The organism is Citrobacter sp. NCU1 (assembly GCF_010231475.1).
In the GTDB taxonomy this organism is placed as follows: Bacteria; Pseudomonadota; Gammaproteobacteria; order Enterobacterales; family Enterobacteriaceae; genus Citrobacter_D.
Genome location: NZ_NRDO01000009.1, coordinates 1 through 18,546, shown reverse-complemented (window position 1 = coordinate 18,546; position 18,546 = coordinate 1). Strand labels below are relative to the sequence as shown.

At 51.1% G+C, this 18,546-nt stretch carries 12 protein-coding genes, 4 tRNA genes and 3 pseudogenes; 3 read left to right on the top strand and 16 right to left on the bottom strand.

The window, feature by feature from the left end; all coding sequences use genetic code 11:
* The 14 genes and pseudogenes from CJP72_RS04395 to CJP72_RS04330 all read right to left on the bottom strand — a co-directional run.
* Window positions 1-653, bottom strand: a pseudogene (locus CJP72_RS04395) (IS4 family transposase); the annotation flags it as partial.
* 264 nt (window positions 654-917) lie between these two features.
* Window positions 918-5,141 carry a DNA-directed RNA polymerase subunit beta' gene (rpoC, locus tag CJP72_RS04390; protein ID WP_162379679.1) on the bottom strand — a complete coding sequence of 1,408 codons (4,224 nt, stop codon included), beginning with the start codon at window positions 5,139-5,141 and terminating at the stop codon, window positions 918-920.
* Between the two features lie 76 nt (window positions 5,142-5,217).
* Entirely contained in the window at window positions 5,218-9,246 is a 4,029-nt protein-coding gene (gene rpoB, locus CJP72_RS04385; protein ID WP_162379678.1) for a DNA-directed RNA polymerase subunit beta, read from the bottom strand.
* A gap of 319 nt (window positions 9,247-9,565) precedes the next feature.
* Window positions 9,566-9,931, bottom strand: coding sequence for a 50S ribosomal protein L7/L12 (gene rplL, locus CJP72_RS04380; protein ID WP_162379677.1), 366 nt, complete (start codon window positions 9,929-9,931; stop codon window positions 9,566-9,568).
* A 66-nt stretch (window positions 9,932-9,997) separates the two neighbouring features.
* A complete protein-coding gene (rplJ, locus tag CJP72_RS04375) occupies window positions 9,998-10,495 on the bottom strand; it encodes a 50S ribosomal protein L10 (RefSeq protein WP_007704673.1) in 498 nt (165 codons plus the stop codon).
* Window positions 10,496-10,789: 294 nt separating this feature from the next.
* Window positions 10,790-11,494 (bottom strand): 50S ribosomal protein L1, encoded by a 705-nt coding sequence (rplA, locus tag CJP72_RS04370; RefSeq protein WP_162379676.1) that lies wholly within the window; start codon window positions 11,492-11,494, stop codon window positions 10,790-10,792.
* Window positions 11,495-11,497: 3 nt separating this feature from the next.
* Window positions 11,498-11,926, bottom strand: a complete 429-nt coding sequence (gene rplK / locus CJP72_RS04365) for a 50S ribosomal protein L11 (RefSeq protein WP_003033122.1) — start codon at window positions 11,924-11,926, stop codon at window positions 11,498-11,500.
* Between the two features lie 154 nt (window positions 11,927-12,080).
* Window positions 12,081-12,626, bottom strand: coding sequence for a transcription termination/antitermination protein NusG (gene nusG, locus CJP72_RS04360; RefSeq protein WP_003862341.1), 546 nt, complete (start codon window positions 12,624-12,626; stop codon window positions 12,081-12,083).
* A 1-nt stretch (window position 12,627) separates the two neighbouring features.
* Complete coding sequence (gene secE, locus CJP72_RS04355) at window positions 12,628-13,011, bottom strand: preprotein translocase subunit SecE (protein WP_162379675.1); 384 nt, start codon at window positions 13,009-13,011, stop codon at window positions 12,628-12,630.
* Between the two features lie 229 nt (window positions 13,012-13,240).
* The gene (tuf, locus tag CJP72_RS04350; protein ID WP_162379674.1) at window positions 13,241-14,425 is read right to left on the bottom strand and encodes an elongation factor Tu; all 1,185 of its coding nucleotides are present in this window, start codon (window positions 14,423-14,425) and stop codon (window positions 13,241-13,243) included.
* Between the two features lie 118 nt (window positions 14,426-14,543).
* Window positions 14,544-14,619, bottom strand: a tRNA-Thr gene (locus CJP72_RS04345).
* A 6-nt stretch (window positions 14,620-14,625) separates the two neighbouring features.
* Window positions 14,626-14,700, bottom strand: a tRNA-Gly gene (locus tag CJP72_RS04340).
* A gap of 116 nt (window positions 14,701-14,816) precedes the next feature.
* Window positions 14,817-14,901, bottom strand: a tRNA-Tyr gene (locus tag CJP72_RS04335).
* Between the two features lie 8 nt (window positions 14,902-14,909).
* Window positions 14,910-14,985: transfer RNA gene (locus CJP72_RS04330), tRNA-Thr, on the bottom strand.
* Between the two features lie 19 nt (window positions 14,986-15,004).
* Here CJP72_RS04330 and CJP72_RS25395 point away from each other — a divergent pair.
* Window positions 15,005-15,085: pseudogene (locus CJP72_RS25395) on the top strand (hypothetical protein); the annotation flags it as partial.
* A 291-nt stretch (window positions 15,086-15,376) separates the two neighbouring features.
* The gene (gene coaA, locus CJP72_RS04325; RefSeq protein WP_162379673.1) at window positions 15,377-16,327 is read left to right on the top strand and encodes a type I pantothenate kinase; all 951 of its coding nucleotides are present in this window, start codon (window positions 15,377-15,379) and stop codon (window positions 16,325-16,327) included.
* A gap of 31 nt (window positions 16,328-16,358) precedes the next feature.
* Here coaA and birA read toward each other — a convergent pair whose 3' ends face one another.
* Window positions 16,359-17,321, bottom strand: a complete 963-nt coding sequence (gene birA, locus CJP72_RS04320; protein WP_162379672.1) for a bifunctional biotin--[acetyl-CoA-carboxylase] ligase/biotin operon repressor BirA — start codon at window positions 17,319-17,321, stop codon at window positions 16,359-16,361.
* Window positions 17,318-18,346 (bottom strand): UDP-N-acetylmuramate dehydrogenase, encoded by a 1,029-nt coding sequence (murB, locus tag CJP72_RS04315; RefSeq protein ID WP_162379671.1) that lies wholly within the window; start codon window positions 18,344-18,346, stop codon window positions 17,318-17,320. The genes birA and murB overlap by 4 nt, the downstream gene beginning before the upstream one ends.
* Before the next feature lie 66 nt (window positions 18,347-18,412).
* On the opposite strand from murB, the pseudogene CJP72_RS04310 reads away from it, so the two are divergent.
* A pseudogene (locus tag CJP72_RS04310) lies at window positions 18,413-18,546 on the top strand (molybdopterin-guanine dinucleotide biosynthesis protein B); the annotation flags it as partial.

Sequence of the window (18,546 nt, the reverse complement as noted above, 5' to 3'; positions counted from 1 at the left end):
CGCCTTGATTTAATACTGTTGGCCTGGTATCTCAGATGTAATCCTTTATTTTCAGCGTGATAGCCAATAAGCCACAGCGCTATTGTACTCAGCGTTGCCAGTAGACTCAGCACCAGCATTCTTCCCGCTGAACGGCTGTAACTCGCCCGTAGTCCGAACCCGAAGCGTTCGCTTTTCTCATCCCGGAAGTTCTGCTCTATCTGCATACGACGACTGTATAACTTCATGATTTCACGTGGCTTAAAATCGTCTGCGCTGCTGAAGATAAGCCACGGTTCTTTTGCTGAAGAACGCCCGTCCTGAGCCTGAGATTTCCGTTTTATACGGCACCTTGAGTGCCGGTGTTTCCGGCCTTTCGGTTCTTTCCTGTGCAGATAAAAATGACCATCACACCGGGCATATTCTGCCCGCGCAAGCGTACCCGGCCCCAGATATTCCGGTTTGCTGCTGGCCTGTAATTCCTGACGCCTGAACCAGCACTCGCCTTTGCTGTTCAGCCGCATCTGGATATTCCCCCTGACGCGACCAATAAAATCCCAGCCGAGTGACCTGATATGCCGGAACCATGCGTTCTGGAAGCCCGCATCGGTAATGATTATGACTCTGGCCTCCGGGTTTACCGCCCCGGCAAGGGCATCCAGGAAGGCTTTTTGTCGGTATTTGTGAAACGGAGCTAAGGCATCGCGGAAGAAACTCTGACATACTCGATAAGCAGGCATAGAGATGATCTCATTGAATTGGTTGCACAAATCAGTAGATCACAAAACTCTATGCCTGTCTTTTTTTACCCGCCCATTACTGGGGATTCCTCAGCGCTTTGCGGGCATTTTTGTTTTTAGCACCCCACTTTTAGGCTGTACGAACAACAGCCGTAAAAAAACCCGCCGAAGCGGGTTTTTTATTATGGCCATCAACGATTAATCGTTGTCAGAACCACCCAGGCCTGCGTTCAGCAGCTCTGCCAGGCTGGCAGTCGCATCTTCAGCAGTCACCTGCGGTGCTGCAGGCAATTCGCCAGCGGCACGGCGGCGCATACGATCCTGGTGGTACGCATAACCGGTACCGGCCGGGATCAGACGACCCACGATAACGTTCTCTTTCAGACCGCGCAGTTCGTCGCGTTTGCCCGCCACTGCTGCTTCGGTCAGGACACGCGTGGTCTCCTGGAACGATGCTGCAGAGATGAAGGACTCGGTTGCCAGAGACGCTTTGGTGATACCCAGCAGGTCGCGGGAATATGTTGCCGCAACTTTGCCGTTCGCTTCCAGTTCGCGGTTGGCGATCTTGACGCGGGAGTATTCAACCTGCTCGCCTTCCAGGAAGTCGGAGCTACCAGCACTTTCGATGGTTGCTTTACGCAGCATCTGACGAACGATAACTTCAATGTGTTTATCGTTAATCTTAACGCCTTGCAGACGGTAAACGTCCTGAACTTCGTTGGTGATGTAACGCGTTACCGCGTGTACGCCACGAAGACGCAGGATGTCATGCGGTGCTTCCGGACCGTCGGAAACCACATCACCACGTTCTACGCGTTCACCTTCGAATACGTTGAGCTGACGCCATTTCGGAATCATCTCTTCGTACGGATCGCTGCCGTCTAACGGAGTGATCACCAGACGACGCTTCCCTTTGGTTTCTTTACCGAAGGAAATGATACCGCTGATTTCCGCCAGGATTGCCGGCTCTTTCGGACGACGTGCTTCGAACAGATCCGCAACGCGCGGCAGACCACCGGTGATGTCCTTGGTACCGCCAGATTCCTGCGGTACACGCGCCAGGGTGTCACCAGAACTGATCTGTACGCCATCTTCCAGTTGAACAATCGCTTTACCTGGCAGGAAGTACTGCGCAGGCATATCGGTGCCAGGGATCAGAACGTCGTTACCCTGAGCATCAACGATTTTCAGTGCCGGACGCAGATCTTTACCACCGGTAGTACGTTCAGCAGAATCCAGAACCACCAGAGAAGACAGACCGGTCAGCTCGTCGGTCTGACGAGTAATGGTCTGGCCGTCGATCATGTCAGTGAAGCGGACGAAACCACTCACTTCGGTGATAACCGGCATGGTGTGCGGATCCCAGTTTGCAACGGTTTCGCCGCCAGCAACCTGTTCGCCATCACCTTTCGCCATAACGGAGCCGTAAGGCACTTTATAGCTTTCTTTGGTACGACCGAATTCGTCGATCAGTTTCAGTTCGGTGTTACGGGAGGTGATAACCAGTTTACCGCTGGAGTTCACAACCGACTTCGCGTTGCTCAGACGGATGCTACCTTTATTTTTCACCTGGATGCTGGATTCAGCCGCCGCACGAGATGCCGCACCACCGATGTGGAACGTACGCATCGTCAGCTGTGTACCCGGCTCACCGATGGACTGTGCCGCGATAACGCCGATAGCTTCACCTTTGTTGATGATGTGGCCACGCGCCAGGTCACGACCGTAGCAGTGCGCACATACACCAAAGTCGGTGTCACAAGATACAACGGAACGTACCTTGACGGAGTCAACGGAGTTCGCTTCCAGCAGGTCACACCACTGTTCGTGCAGCAGCGTATTGCGAGGAACCAGAATATCCGCCGTACCCGGCTTCAGTACGTCTTCTGCAGTCACACGACCCAGAACGCGATCGCGCAGTGGCTCTTTAACATCACCACCTTCGATAACTGGGGTCATGACAAGACCTTCCAGCGTACCGCAATCGTCTTCGGTAACCACCAGATCCTGGGCAACGTCAACCAGACGACGCGTCAGATAACCGGAGTTCGCTGTTTTCAGTGCGGTATCCGCCAGACCTTTACGCGCACCGTGCGTGGAGATGAAGTACTGGAGTACGTTCAGACCTTCACGGAAGTTCGCAGTGATTGGCGTTTCGATGATGGAGCCATCTGGCTTCGCCATCAGACCACGCATACCTGCCAGCTGACGAATCTGTGCTGCAGAACCACGCGCACCGGAGTCGGCCATCATGTAAATGCTGTTGAAAGACACCTGCTGCTCTTCTTTACCTTCACGGTTAATGACGGTTTCAGTTTGCAGGTTATCCATCATCGCTTTGGATACACGATCGTTCGCCGCAGCCCAGATATCGATAACTTTGTTATAGCGTTCGCCCGCGGTAACCAGACCAGACTGGAACTGCTCCTGGATCTCAGCAACTTCGGCTTCCGCTTCAGAGATGATCTCGTGTTTCTTCTCTGGGATGACCATGTCATCAATACCAACAGATGCACCTGAACGCGCTGCATAAGCAAAGCCGGTGTACATGGTCTGGTCAGCGAAGATAACGGTCGGCTTCAGGCCCAGAATGCGGTAACAAGTGTTCAGCATTTTGGAGATAGCTTTCTTACCCAGCGCCTGGTTGACGATGGAGAAAGGCAGACCTTTCGGTACGATCATCCACAGAATGGCACGGCCAACGGTCGTGTCTTTCAGGCTGGTTTTCGCAACGAATTCGCCGTTAGCATCTTTTTCGTATTCAGTGATACGCACTTTTACGCGCGCATGCAGAGAGGCCAGGCCAGCGCGATAAATACGCTCAGCTTCTTTCGGGCCAGTCAGCACCATGCCTTCGCCTTTGGCGTTAACACAGTCACGGGTCATGTAGTACAGACCCAATACAACGTCCTGAGACGGAACGATGATAGGTTCGCCGTTCGCCGGAGACAGGATGTTGTTAGTAGACATCATCAGCGCACGCGCTTCGAGCTGGGCTTCCAGCGTCAGCGGTACGTGAACAGCCATCTGGTCACCATCGAAGTCGGCGTTGTATGCCGCACAAACCAGCGGGTGCAGCTGGATAGCTTTACCTTCGATCAGTACCGGTTCAAATGCCTGGATACCCAAACGGTGCAGTGTTGGTGCACGGTTCAGCAGTACCGGGTGTTCGCGGATAACTTCGTCCAGGATATCCCAAACGACAGCTTCTTCACGCTCAACCATTTTCTTAGCGGCTTTGATGGTGGTGGCGAGGCCACGCAGTTCCAGCTTGCCGTAGATGAACGGTTTGAACAGCTCCAGCGCCATTTTCTTCGGCAGACCGCACTGATGCAGACGCAGGTATGGACCTACGGTGATTACAGAACGACCGGAGTAGTCAACACGCTTACCGAGCAGGTTCTGACGGAAACGACCCTGTTTACCTTTGATCATGTCGGCCAAAGATTTCAGAGGACGTTTGTTAGAACCGGTGATCGCACGACCGCGACGACCGTTATCCAGCAGGGCGTCAACCGCTTCCTGCAGCATACGTTTTTCGTTGCGTACGATGATGTCCGGCGCAGCCAGATCCAGCAGACGTTTCAGGCGGTTGTTACGGTTAATAACGCGACGGTACAGATCGTTCAGATCCGACGTTGCGAAACGACCACCATCCAGCGGAACCAGCGGACGCAGATCTGGCGGCAGAACCGGCAGAACGGTCAGGATCATCCACTCCGGCTTGTTGCCAGACTGAACGAACGCTTCCAGCAGTTTGATACGCTTGGTCAGCTTCTTACGCTTGGTTTCGGAGTTGGTTTCGTTCAGCTCTTCACGCAGAGTTTCACACTCTTGCTCCAGATCCATGCTCTTCAGCAGGGCCTGAATAGCTTCTGCACCCATCTTCGCATCGAATTCGTCACCGAACTCTTCCAGCGCATCCAGATACTGTTCTTCAGTCAGGATCTGCTGGCGTTCCAGGTTGGTCATACCGCCTTCGATAACCACATAGGATTCGAAGTACAGTACGCGTTCGATATCGCGCAGCGGCATATCGAGCAGCAGGCCGATACGGGACGGCAGAGATTTCAGGAACCAAATGTGCGCAGTCGGAGACGCCAGCTCAATGTGGCCCATACGCTCACGGCGTACTTTAGTCTGGGTCACTTCAACGCCGCACTTCTCACAGATCACACCACGGTGTTTCAGGCGCTTGTACTTACCGCACAGGCACTCGTAGTCTTTTACCGGCCCAAAAATACGGGCGCAGAAAAGGCCGTCACGCTCAGGCTTGAACGTACGGTAGTTGATGGTTTCTGGCTTCTTAACTTCACCAAAAGACCATGAACGGATCATGTCTGGCGAGGCCAGAGCAATTTTGATCGCATCAAACTCTTCGGTTTTAGTTTGCGCTTTCAGAAACTTTAATAAGTCTTTCACGGATTTGCTCCCGTCGGAGTTAGCACAATCTGGTGCTGGCTTTTACGCCAGCACCAGTGACCTGTTTGAGCGAGAGTTACTCGTCTTCCAGCTCGATGTTGATACCCAGCGAACGAATCTCTTTCAACAGTACGTTGAAGGATTCTGGCATGCCCGGCTCCATCTGATGGTTGCCGTCCACGATGTTTTTATACATCTTGGTACGACCGTTCACGTCATCAGACTTAACAGTGAGCATTTCCTGCAGGGTGTATGCCGCGCCATAAGCTTCCAGCGCCCACACTTCCATCTCCCCGAAGCGCTGACCACCGAACTGCGCCTTACCACCCAGCGGCTGCTGAGTAACCAGGCTGTAAGAACCGGTAGAACGCGCATGCATCTTGTCATCAACCAGGTGGTTCAGTTTCAGCATGTACATGTAGCCAACGGTAACCTGGCGCTCGAATTGCTCACCGGTACGACCGTCGAACAGTGTGATCTGACCGGAAGTCGGCAGGCCACCCAGCTGTAACAGTTCCTTGATTTCAGACTCTTTCGCACCGTCGAAGACCGGCGTTGCGATCGGCATCCCTTTTTTCAGGTTTTCAGCCAGACGCAGAACTTCTTCATCGCTGAAGGTATTCAGGTCAACTTTCTGACGAACGTCAGCGCCCAGATCGTACGCACGCTGGATGAACTCGCGCAGTTTCGCGACTTCCTGCTGCTGTTTCAGCATGGCGTTGATCTTATCGCCAATGCCTTTCGCAGCCATACCCAGGTGGGTTTCCAGAATCTGACCGATGTTCATACGAGACGGTACACCCAGCGGGTTCAGCACGATGTCTACCGGCGTACCGTTAGCATCATGAGGCATATCTTCGATCGGGTTGATCTTAGAAATTACACCCTTGTTACCGTGACGACCTGCCATCTTATCACCAGGCTGGATCCGACGTTTAACCGCCAGATAAACCTTAACGATCTTCAGCACGCCCGGTGCCAGATCGTCGCCCTGGGTGATTTTACGGCGTTTCGCTTCGAGTTTTTTCTCGAACTCGTGTTTCAGTTCGTCGTACTGCTCAGCCAGCTGTTCCAGCTGATTCTGTTTTTCTTCGTCGGTCAGGCCCAGTTCCAGCCAGCGATCGCGCGGCAGTTTGTCGAGCTTCTCAGCTTCAACGCCACCGGAGACCAGCACTGCATAGATACGGCTAAACAGACCAGCTTCGAGGATCTGCAGTTCTTCAGACAGGTCTTTCTTAGCCTGCTTCAGCTGCATCTCTTCGATCTCCAGCGCACGTTTGTCTTTTTCTACGCCATCGCGAGTAAAGACCTGAACGTCGATGATCGTACCGGAAACACCGTTTGGTACGCGCAGAGAAGAGTCTTTAACGTCAGACGCTTTCTCACCGAAGATCGCACGCAGCAGCTTCTCTTCCGGGGTCAGTTGAGTCTCACCTTTCGGCGTTACTTTACCTACCAGAATGTCGCCACCGGTCACTTCTGCGCCGATATAAACGATACCGGACTCATCCAGTTTGGAGAGCGCAGCCTCACCCACGTTCGGGATGTCAGCGGTGATCTCTTCTGGCCCCAGCTTGGTGTCACGGGACACACATGCCAGTTCCTGAATGTGGATAGTGGTGAAACGGTCTTCCTGAACAACACGCTCGGAAACGAGGATGGAGTCTTCGAAGTTGTAACCGTTCCACGGCATGAACGCTACGCGCATGTTCTGACCGAGCGCCAGTTCACCGAGGTCAGTGGACGGGCCGTCTGCCAGCACATCACCACGTTCAACCGGCTCACCCAGAGACACACACGGCATCTGGTTGATGCAGGTGTTCTGGTTAGAACGGGTGTATTTGGTCAGGTTATAGATGTCGATACCTGCTTCGCCCGGATACATCTCGTCTTCGTTAACTTTGATAACGATACGGGAAGCATCCACGTACTGAACGGTACCGCCACGTTTAGCCACCGCAGTTACACCGGAGTCAACGGCAACAGCACGTTCCATACCGGTACCTACCAGCGGCTTATCAGCGCGCAGAGTCGGAACCGCCTGACGTTGCATGTTCGCACCCATCAATGCACGGTTGGCGTCATCGTGTTCCAGGAACGGGATCAGGGACGCACCGACGGATACCACCTGCTGAGTGGATACGTCCATGTAGTCAACCTGGTCACGGCTGAACAAGCTGGATTCGCCTTTGCTACGGCAGGTAACCAGATCTTCTACAAAATGCCCTTCGTCATCCAGGTTGGAGTTCGCCTGGGCGATAACGAAGTTGCCTTCTTCAATAGCAGACAGGTAATGAATTTCGTCAGTCACCACGCCATCAACAACACGACGGTACGGCGTCTCGAGGAAGCCATATTCGTTAGTCTGTGCGTATACGGACAGGGAGTTGATCAGACCGATGTTCGGACCTTCAGGCGTTTCGATTGGACATACGCGACCGTAGTGAGTCGGGTGTACGTCTCGAACTTCAAAGCCTGCGCGTTCACGGGTCAGACCGCCTGGGCCGAGTGCAGAGATACGACGTTTGTGCGTAATCTCAGACAGCGGGTTGTTCTGGTCCATAAACTGAGACAGCTGGCTGGAACCGAAGAACTCTTTCACTGCTGCGGAAATCGGCTTGGCGTTGATCATATCCTGAGGCATCAGGGTATCCAGATCGCCCAGAGACAGACGCTCTTTCACCGCACGCTCTACACGTACCAGGCCAACGCGGAACTGGTTTTCCGCCATTTCGCCGACGGAACGGATACGACGGTTGCCGAGGTGGTCGATATCATCGACTTCGCCTTTACCGTTACGGATATCGATGAGCTTCTTCATCACATCAATGATGTCGTCTTTGCTCAGGATACCGGAACCTTCGATTTCGTCGCGCAGCAGAGAACGGTTGAACTTCATACGACCCACTGCAGACAGGTCATAGCGGTCTTCGGAGAAGAACAGGTTCTCAAACAGGCTTTCAGCTGCTTCACGAGTCGGCGGCTCACCCGGGCGCATCATGCGGTAGATTTCTACCAGCGCGCTCAGACGATCGTTGGTTGGGTCGACGCGTACCGTTTCAGAGATGTACGGACCGTGATCCAGATCGTTGGTGAACAGCGTTTCGATACGTTTGTGGCCGGACTGGCTCAGCTTAGCCAGCAGATCCAGGCTCAGCTCCATGTTCGCTGCGCAGATCAGCTCGCCAGTAGATTCGTCAACGTAGTCTTTAGATGCCACTTTGCCAGCAATGTACTCAACCGGAACTTCGATATGTTTGATATCGTCTTTTTCCAGTTGGCGAATGTGGCGCGCAGTAATACGACGGCCTTTTTCGACGTACACTTTGCCGTTAGCTTCGATGTCAAAAGATGCAGTCTCGCCACGCAGGCGTTCCGGCACCAGTTCCATCTGCAGCTTGTTGTCGCGAATTTCGAAAACAACTTTCTCAAAGAACAGGTCAAGGATCTGCTCAGTGGTGTAGTTCAGCGCACGCAGAATAATGGTCGCAGGCAGTTTGCGGCGACGGTCGATACGTACGAACAGGTTGTCCTTCGGATCGAATTCGAAGTCCAGCCAGGAACCGCGGTAAGGGATGATACGCGCGTTATACAGTACTTTACCCGAAGAGTGGGTTTTACCTTTGTCGGAGTCAAAGAAGACGCCTGGACTACGGTGCAACTGAGAAACGATAACACGCTCAGTACCGTTGATAACAAAGGTACCGTTGTCAGTCATGAGCGGGATTTCGCCCATGTAGACTTCTTGTTCTTTAATGTCTTTTACGGTGCCTTCCGGCGCTTCGCGCTCGTAGATCACCAGACGCAGTTTGACGCGCAGCGGTGCGGAATAGGTCACGCCACGGATCTGACATTCCTGAACGTCAAACACCGGTTCGCCAAGGCGGTAGCTGACGTATTGCAGCTCGGAATTACCGCTGTAGCTCTGAATCGGGAACACGGAACGGAAGGCTGCTTCCAGACCATACTGCCCTTCAGGATCTTGCTCGATAAACTTCTGAAACGAGTCAAGCTGGATAGAAAGGAGATAAGGTATGTCCAAAACTTGTGGACGTTTACCAAAATCCTTACGAATACGTTTTTTCTCGGTATAGGAGTAAACCATAGGGTTCCTCAGCTCGCTGACAAGTCGACCCATCTGTCCGACGAAGGGACAGTTTGTGCAACACTATTTTGTTGATCGGAAAATTGAATACTTTCCGCAATGCCTGTTGCTATCACGCTTAAATCATTTCGTTGCGATTTACACAGAGCGAGCACCCTGTCGCAGTATATTAAGTCGTCGATAGAAACAAGCATTGAAAGGCACAACAGTAGTCAAACAGTGTGAAACGCTACTGGCACCTTACAGCGCAAAAAGGCTGGTGACTAAAAAGTCACCAGCCATCAGCCTAATCTCTCAGGCTGCAACCAGAAAAGTTGGCTTATTTAACTTCAACTTCAGCGCCAGCTTCTTCCAGAGATTTTTTCAGTGCTTCAGCGTCATCTTTGCTCACGCCTTCTTTCAGAGCGGCCGGAGCAGATTCTACCAGGTCTTTAGCTTCTTTCAGACCCAGGCCAGTTGCGCTACGTACTGCTTTGATAACAGCAACTTTGTTAGCGCCAGCAGCTTTCAGAATTACGTCGAATTCAGTTTTTTCTTCAGCAACTTCAGCCGGGCCAGCAGCTACAGCTACAGCAGCAGCAGCGGAAACACCGAATTTTTCTTCCATTGCAGAAATCAGTTCTACAACGTCCATTACAGACATAGCGGATACTGCTTCAATGATTTGATCTTTAGTGATAGACATTTAAATTGTTCCTGAAAATCAGAATAAGTTTATACGTAAGCAGATGCTTGATAAAGATAACTGCGATTAAGCAGCTTCTTTCGCATCGCGAACAGCAGCCAGAGTGCGAACCAGTTTGCCAGCCGAAGCTTCTTTCATGGTTGCCATCAGGCGTGCAATTGCTTCTTCGTAGGTCGGCAGAGTTGCCAGGCGATCGATTTGCGATGCCGGGATCAATTCACCTTCAAAGGCTGCGGCTTTGACCTCAAATTTTGCATTCGCTTTCGCGAAATCTTTGAACAGACGAGCAGCTGCGCCCGGGTGTTCCATAGAATATGCAATCAGGGTCGGACCAACGAACGCGTCTTTCAGGCACTCAAACTGAGTACCTTCAACAACACGGCGCAGCAGGGTGTTACGAACAACACGCATGTATACGCCGGCTTCGCGACCTGCTTTACGCAGTTCAGTCATTTTGTCTACAGTTACGCCACGGGAATCCGCAACTACTGCAGACAGCGCGCCTTTGGCTACTTCGCTGACTTCAGCAACAATCGCTTGTTTGTCTTGAAGATTTAAAGCCATTAGCTTTGCTCCTGGATGTTTGCCGGAACTCATGTTCCGGAACTCACTTCACTCTTCCCAACGGACAGAGCGTCTAAATACGGTGAGCAGAAACAAGCCAGAGTATCAGAAATAATCTTAGCGTTCTGTCACCGTCTACGCAGGGCATTAAGTTTCTTGCGAAACACCTGCGGTCTTCGACGGAGGCCTGGATTAGGCCAGGCTCCAACGAACAAATCTTTTTATCTGCTAACTTTCGTTAACAAACGTGGGGGTAGAATTGTAGACAAATCCACCGCCCACGTAAAGCTAATCTTAGTTCGCAGAAGCGCTCAGACCAGCTTGATCAACGGCAACACCAGCACCCATGGTGGTGGAGAGGCTAACTTTCTTGATGTACACGCCTTTCGCCTGAGTCGGTTTTGCTTTTTTCAGCGCAACCAGCAGAGATTCCAGGTTTTCTTTCAGTTTGTCAGCGTCAAAATCCACTTTACCGATGGTGGTGTGGATGATGCCGTTTTTGTCGTTACGGTAACGAACCTGACCTGCTTTAGCGTTCTTAACAGCTTCAGCAACGTTAGGAGTTACAGTACCAACTTTCGGGTTTGGCATCAGGCCGCGCGGACCCAGAACCTGGCCCAGCTGGCCAACAACGCGCATTGCATCCGGGGAAGCAATAACAACGTCAAAGTTCATTTCGCCTTTCTTGATCTGGTCAGCCAGATCTTCCATACCTACCAGTTCAGCACCTGCAGCTTTAGCAGCTTCAGCGTTTGCACCCTGGGTAAATACAGCTACGCGAACGGAACGGCCAGTACCGTGCGGCAGTACAGTTGCACCACGTACGTTCTGGTCAGATTTACGAGCATCGATGCCGAGGTTAACGGCAACGTCCACGCTTTCTACGAATTTAGCAGTGGCCAGCTCTTTCAGCAGAGCAATAGCTTCGTTGATGTCGTACTGTTTAGTTGCATCAACTTTGTCACGGATCACGCGCATACGCTTGGTCAGTTTAGCCATTTCTTAATCCTCCACTACCAGGCCCATGGAACGTGCAGTACCTTCAATGGAGCGAGTCATCGCTTCAATGTCGGAACCAGTCATGTCGGCAGCTTTGGTCTGCGCGATTTCCTGCAGCTGAGCGCGGGAAATTTTACCCACTTTGTCTTTGTTCGGCTTACCGGAACCAGACTTGATACCAGCCGCTTTCTTCAGCAGTACTGCTGCCGGAGGCGTTTTGGTAACGAAAGTGAAAGAACGGTCAGCGTAAACGGTAATAACAACCGGGATCGGCAGACCTTTTTCCATGGAATCAGTTTTTGCGTTGAACGCTTTACAGAATTCCATGATGTTCACGCCTTGTTGACCCAGTGCTGGACCTACCGGCGGACTCGGGTTAGCCATACCAGCTGCAACCTGCAGCTTGACATAGGCTTGTACTTTCTTAGCCATTCTAAATTCCTCTGATTGGGTTATAGCGCCTCAAAGAGGCTCCCCGTGATAAAATTCGTTTTACGGATGGAATCCATAAAAACAAAAGGCGCGAAATTGTATTCCAATCTCGCGCCTTGTGCAACGATTAAATCGTCGCTTTTTTGATCGCTGCTTAGGCTTTTTCTACCTGAGCAAAGTCCAGTTCTACCGGGGTCGCACGACCGAAGATAGAAACGGAAACTTTCAGGCGAGACTTCTCGTAGTCGACTTCTTCAACTACACCGTTAAAGTCAGCAAACGGACCATCGTTAACACGAACCATCTCACCCGGTTCAAACAGCGTTTTCGGACGCGGCTTATCACCCACCTGCTGCAGGCGGTTCATAATCGCATCGACTTCTTTATCGCTGATTGGTGCCGGACGGTCGGAAGTACCACCGATGAAGCCCATCACACGCGGTACGCTGCGCACCAGGTGCCAGCTTGCGTCGTTCATTACCATCTGGACCAGTACGTAGCCCGGGAAGAATTTGCGCTCGCTTTTGCGACGCTGGCCACCACGGATTTCGACCACTTCTTCGGTCGGCACCATGACTTCACCAAACAACTCTTCCATATTGTGTAATTTGATATGCTCGCGCAGCGACGTCGCTACGCGGCCTTCAAAACCGGAAAACGCCTGAACGACGTACCAGCGCTTTTTAGGAGCTTCAGACATCTCAGAACCTCAGGCCAGTGATAAAGGATACCAGGCGGACCAGAATACCATCCAGTCCCCACAAGATTAGTGACATTACTGCGGTAACCGCAGCCACAATCAGTGTGGTGTGCAACGTTTCCTGGCGAGTCGGCCAAATGACCTTACGGACTTCAGTACGCGCTTCACGGGCAAAAGCAACCGTCGCTTTACCTTTTGTCGTCAACAGCGCAACACCACCCGCTGCGGCAATCAAAATCACTACGGCCAGCGCACGCAGCGGCAGCATCATGTCACGATAAAGGTAGTTGCCAACGATAGCCACAAGCAGCAATAAAGCTACAGCCACCCACTTCATCGCTTCCAGGCCGCGCCCGCTTCCTTGAGCTTCGGTATTCGCACTCATAAACCAACCTGTCAGAAGTATTCTACAAACATTTTCACCCCGCGTAAGCGAGGCAATCCAAACCGAAATGCTCTGGTGAGTTTCGGACTAAACGCCCTCTACAGAGCCTGTCTCAGCAATGATTATGACAAAAAAAATCACTGATGAGCCAGGTTCTGGTTCGAAAGCGTGCAAAAAGGGCATCAAATGATGCCCTTTTATTGCGCATTGCGTCAAATGATATCAGCGATTAGCTGATAACTTTAGCAACCACGCCCGCACCAACGGTACGACCGCCTTCACGGATTGCGAAACGCAGACCGTCGTCCATCGCGATCGGGTGAATCAGGGTAACAACCATTTTGATGTTGTCGCCCGGCATGACCATCTCTACGCCTTCCGGCAGTTCGATGGTGCCAGTCACGTCAGTTGTACGGAAGTAGAACTGCGGACGGTAGCCTTTGAAGAACGGAGTATGACGGCCGCCTTCGTCTTTGGACAGGATATAAACTTCAGATTCGAACTGGGTGTGCGGCTTGATGGTGCCCGGCTTAGCCAGTACCTGACCACGTTCGATTTCTTCACGTTTGATACCACGCAGCAGAACACCAACGTTCTCACCCGCACGGCCTTCGTCCAGCAGTTTGCGGAACATTTCAACGCCAGTACAGGTAGACTTGGCAGTCTCTTTGATACCAACGATTTCAACTTCTTCGCCCACTTTGATGATACCGCGCTCTACACGACCAGTAACAACGGTACCACGACCGGAGATGGAGAATACGTCTTCGATAGGCAGCAGGAACGGCTTGTCAATCGCACGCTCTGGTTCCGGGATGTAAGAATCCAGGAAGCCAGCCAGTTCGATGATTTTCGCTTCCCACTCAGCGTCGCCTTCCAGCGCTTTCAGAGCAGAACCACGAACGATCGGCGTGTCGTCGCCCGGGAAATCGTACTGGGACAGAAGTTCACGAACTTCCATTTCTACCAGTTCCAGCAGCTCTTCGTCATCAACCATGTCACATTTGTTCAGGAACACGATGATGTACGGAACGCCTACCTGACGACCCAGCAGGATGTGCTCACGAGTCTGCGGCATCGGGCCGTCAGTCGCAGCAACAACCAGGATCGCGCCGTCCATCTGCGCAGCACCGGTGATCATGTTTTTAACATAGTCGGCGTGGCCCGGGCAGTCTACGTGTGCGTAGTGGCGAGTCGGGGTGTCATATTCAACGTGAGAAGTGTTGATGGTGATACCACGAGCTTTTTCTTCCGGCGCGTTATCGATCTGGTCGAATGCGCGAGCAGCACCGCCGTAGGTTTTAGCCAGTACGGTAGTGATTGCAGCGGTCAGCGTTGTTTTACCATGGTCAACGTGGCCGATAGTACCGACGTTAACGTGCGGTTTTGTACGTTCAAACTTTTCTTTAGACATCGATTGTCCCTCTAAGACACGGATAAATCGGTGATATCACCACATCAACCAGGCGGCATGCCTGAAATGTTGAATATTTTTAACGGTAAACAGAGAGAAACGGGAAGGAGAAGTGAAGTGGTGCTGATACCCAGAGTCGAACTGGGGACCTCACCCTTACCAAGGGTGCGCTCTACCAACTGAGCCATATCAGCACGTCTTGGAGCGGGCAGCGGGAATCGAACCCGCATCATCAGCTTGGAAGGCTGAGGTAATAGCCATTATACGATGCCCGCATCCTGAAACTCGGCTACCCAGTTCTTTCTGTAACAAAAAAGAGATTGCTCTCTTTTTATGTTTTGAGCTGATTAATTTTTTAACCAACCCAGGCGGCGAAAACGCTGCCAGAAAGTGGTGGTGGGGGAAGGATTCGAACCTTCGAAGTCTGTGACGGCAGATTTACAGTCTGCTCCCTTTGGCCGCTCGGGAACCCCACCGGACTTGATGGTGCCGACTACCGGAATCGAACTGGTGACCTACTGATTACAAGTCAGTTGCTCTACCTACTGAGCTAAGTCGGCATCAAGTAGCGCGCATTTTATGGAGACATTCGCACTCATGCAACTAAAAAATTGCATAAAATGTTCTATCGCTCACATTTTGCACTACAAGGCCGATAAATAGTCGATTTTCATTTCATCATGTACATTTTTTCAGCGACAGCCACCGTTATCAACGCTGTTTAGCATCACTCACGAAGAGAACTTGTATCTTATGCATAGTGTTTATTCACCACATTGCCCCTCAGCTAAAGTTTCTCATGAGATATTTTTTCTTATTATTCCCTCCCATCTGGTGTTACCCTCCTGCCCATTGTCCAAATTAACTGAAATGTGACGTGCCATTGCATGCCGGGGATGATTCGCCTTTTATCGTTGACCTGATAGAGCAATGACAGTCAGAAACATGCTTATGAGTATAAAAGAGCAAACGTTAATGACGCCTTACCTACAGTTTGATCGCAACCAATGGGCTGCACTCCGTGATTCCGTGCCAATGACGTTGGCAGAGGATGAGGTTGCGCGACTCAAAGGTATTAATGAAGATTTGTCGCTGGAAGAAGTTGCCGAGATCTATTTGCCTCTTTCACGCTTGCTCAATTTTTACATCAGTTCAAACCTGCGTCGTCAGGCTGTTCTGGAGCAATTTTTAGGTACTAACGGTCAGCGCATTCCCTACATCATTAGCATTGCGGGTAGCGTTGCTGTTGGCAAAAGCACCACTGCGCGTGTCCTGCAAGCACTACTAAGTCGCTGGCCCGAGCACCGCCGCGTTGAATTAATTACGACTGATGGTTTCCTTTATCCTAATCAGGTTTTAAAAGATCGCGACTTGATGAAGAAGAAAGGATTCCCTGAGTCTTACGACATGCGTCGTCTGGTGCAATTCGTTTCTGATCTCAAATCAGGCGTACCAAACGTCACGGCCCCGGTCTACTCACATTTAATTTATGATGTGATCCCGGATGGTGATAAGACGGTTGCACAACCTGATATATTGATTCTTGAAGGATTAAATGTATTACAAAGCGGAATGGATTATCCGCACGATCCGCATCATGTATTTGTTTCTGATTTTGTCGACTTCTCTATCTATGTAGACGCACCTGAAGAATTACTTCAAACGTGGTATATCAACCGCTTCCTTAAGTTCCGCGAAGGGGCGTTTACCGATCCAGATTCCTATTTCCATAACTATGCAAAATTATCTAAAGATGAAGCTATCAATACTGCAACATCACTATGGAAAGAAATCAACTGGTTGAATTTAAAGCAAAATATTTTACCAACCCGTGAGCGCGCCAGTCTTATCATGACGAAAAGTGCCAATCACGCCGTTGAACAAGTACGGTTGAGAAAATAATTTAACAGGGGAGCCATAACTCCCCTTGTTATTATTCTGCGCTTCTCAGCGATATTTCCCCGCCCATCCAGGATTTAATTTCACCATCCTGTTCAAGCAGTAATGCTCCCTGAGTATCTATTCCTCGGGAAATTCCAAATACTTCTTTATCACCGATGATCAACTTCACAGGTCGATTAATAAAGTTATCCAGCTTTTCCCAGCGGGACAGATAAGGGGCCAAACCTTCATGTTCAAATAATTCCAGCGCGGCGCGAAGTTCTCTAATGAGTCTCGCAGCCAGTGTATTGCGGTCGAGAGTAATCCCGGCTTCCTGAAGGTTAATCCATCCCTGATTCACAATCCCTTCTTCAACACGACGCATCGCCATGTTGATCCCTGCGCCGATGACAATTTGCGCAGCATCGCCTGTTTTTCCTGTTAACTCGACAAGGATACCGGCAAGTTTCCGATCCAGCAGATAAAGGTCGTTTGGCCATTTCACCCGCACTTTATCAGCCCCCAGATCACGCAACACCTCTGCCATGACGATACCAATGACCAGACTCAGGCCAATAGCCGCTGCCGGGCCTTGTTCCAGGCGCCAGAACATGGAGAGGTACAGATTGGCGCCAAACGGTGAAAACCATTTGCGCCCACGCCGGCCACGACCTGCCTGCTGGTATTCTGCCACACAGGCATCACCAGAATTCAGTTGGCCGATACGGTCCAGTAAGTACTGATTAGTCGAATCTATTACGGGCAGTACTGAAACATTGCCGCCATCCAGTTGGCTAAGAATGCGAGAAGCATCCAGTAACTGTATCGGCTCCGGTAAGCTGTATCCTTTGCCTGGAACGGTAAACACATCCACACCCCAGTCGCGTAACGTCTGGATATGCTTGTTAATTGCCGCGCGACTCATTCCAAGCTTTTCACCCAGTTGCTCACCGGAATGAAACTCACCATCGGCCAATAACGAAATAAGCGTCAGGGGAACCGTATTATCCTTCATGCAATGGCCTCCACAGCGTTTATCTCACCAGCAGACCCAATGAAGCGAACCTCTGGCTCAAGCCAGACATTAAATTTTCCACCAACTTTCTCACGCACAAGGCGAGCAAGCCGCACAACGTCTTCACTTGTCGCATTATCAGCATTGATCAGCACCAGTGCCTGCTGGCGGTGTACCGCAGCGCCGCCGATGCTCACACCTTTCAATTGACACTGATCGATGAGCCAGCCTGCAGCCAGTTTTACCGAACCATCCGCTTGCGGATAATGTGGTGCTTCTGGGAATTTTGACAGCAGCGCCTGTGCAATCTCAGTTGCTACAACTGGGTTTTTAAAGAAACTACCTGCATTACCATTCACTTTCGGATCGGGCAACTTTGTTGTACGCATATGGCAGACAGAATCATAAACTTGTTGGGGTGTGGCCGTTGCAGGATCCAGACGCGTGAGAGTTCCGTAAGTCAGTACCGGTTGCCAATGTTTAGGTAAGCACAGCCCCACTGCGACAATCGCGAAACGATCCTGATATTCATGTTTGAAAATACTGTCGCGGTAACCAAAACGGCATTCTTCAGCACTGACGCGCAGATATTTGCCTGTTAACAATTCAACACAGTCGACATATTCGCAGACACGTTGTAGCTCTACACCATAAGCGCCGATATTCTGGATAGGAGATGAACCAACACAGCCGGGAATAAGCGCCAAATTTTCCAGACCAGGCATTCCCTGCTGAAGAGAGTACTGCACCAAATGATGCCAGTTTTCACCCGCACCGACATGTAAGTGCCACGCATCCGTTTTTTCCGTCACTGAAATTCCCTTGATACGGTTAATGATCACCGTGCCCCGGAAAGGTTCAAGGAAAAGCACATTACTCCCCTCACCCAGTATCAATACCGGATGACCAAGTGAGTTAGCTAATTGCCATGCGTTCAGTACTTGTTGTTCATTTTCGGCACAAACAATTACGTTGGCGCATTGTTCAATACCGAAGGTATTCCAGGGTTTAAGGGAGTGATTCATAGACGCTTTCCTGATGCAAAATCGCGCTTAGTTTACAGCATAAGCAACAGTATGGCTTGTGGTTATAAAGAGCTGGTTACTGACGCGCACGTGATTGCCGTCGCCAGCGATGTGCCGTTAACGATTAATGTCCCGGCATTAGATATCAATGACGTTCAGCAACTCGCTGATTTTGTTGTGCACTGGATGCGGGGTTTATG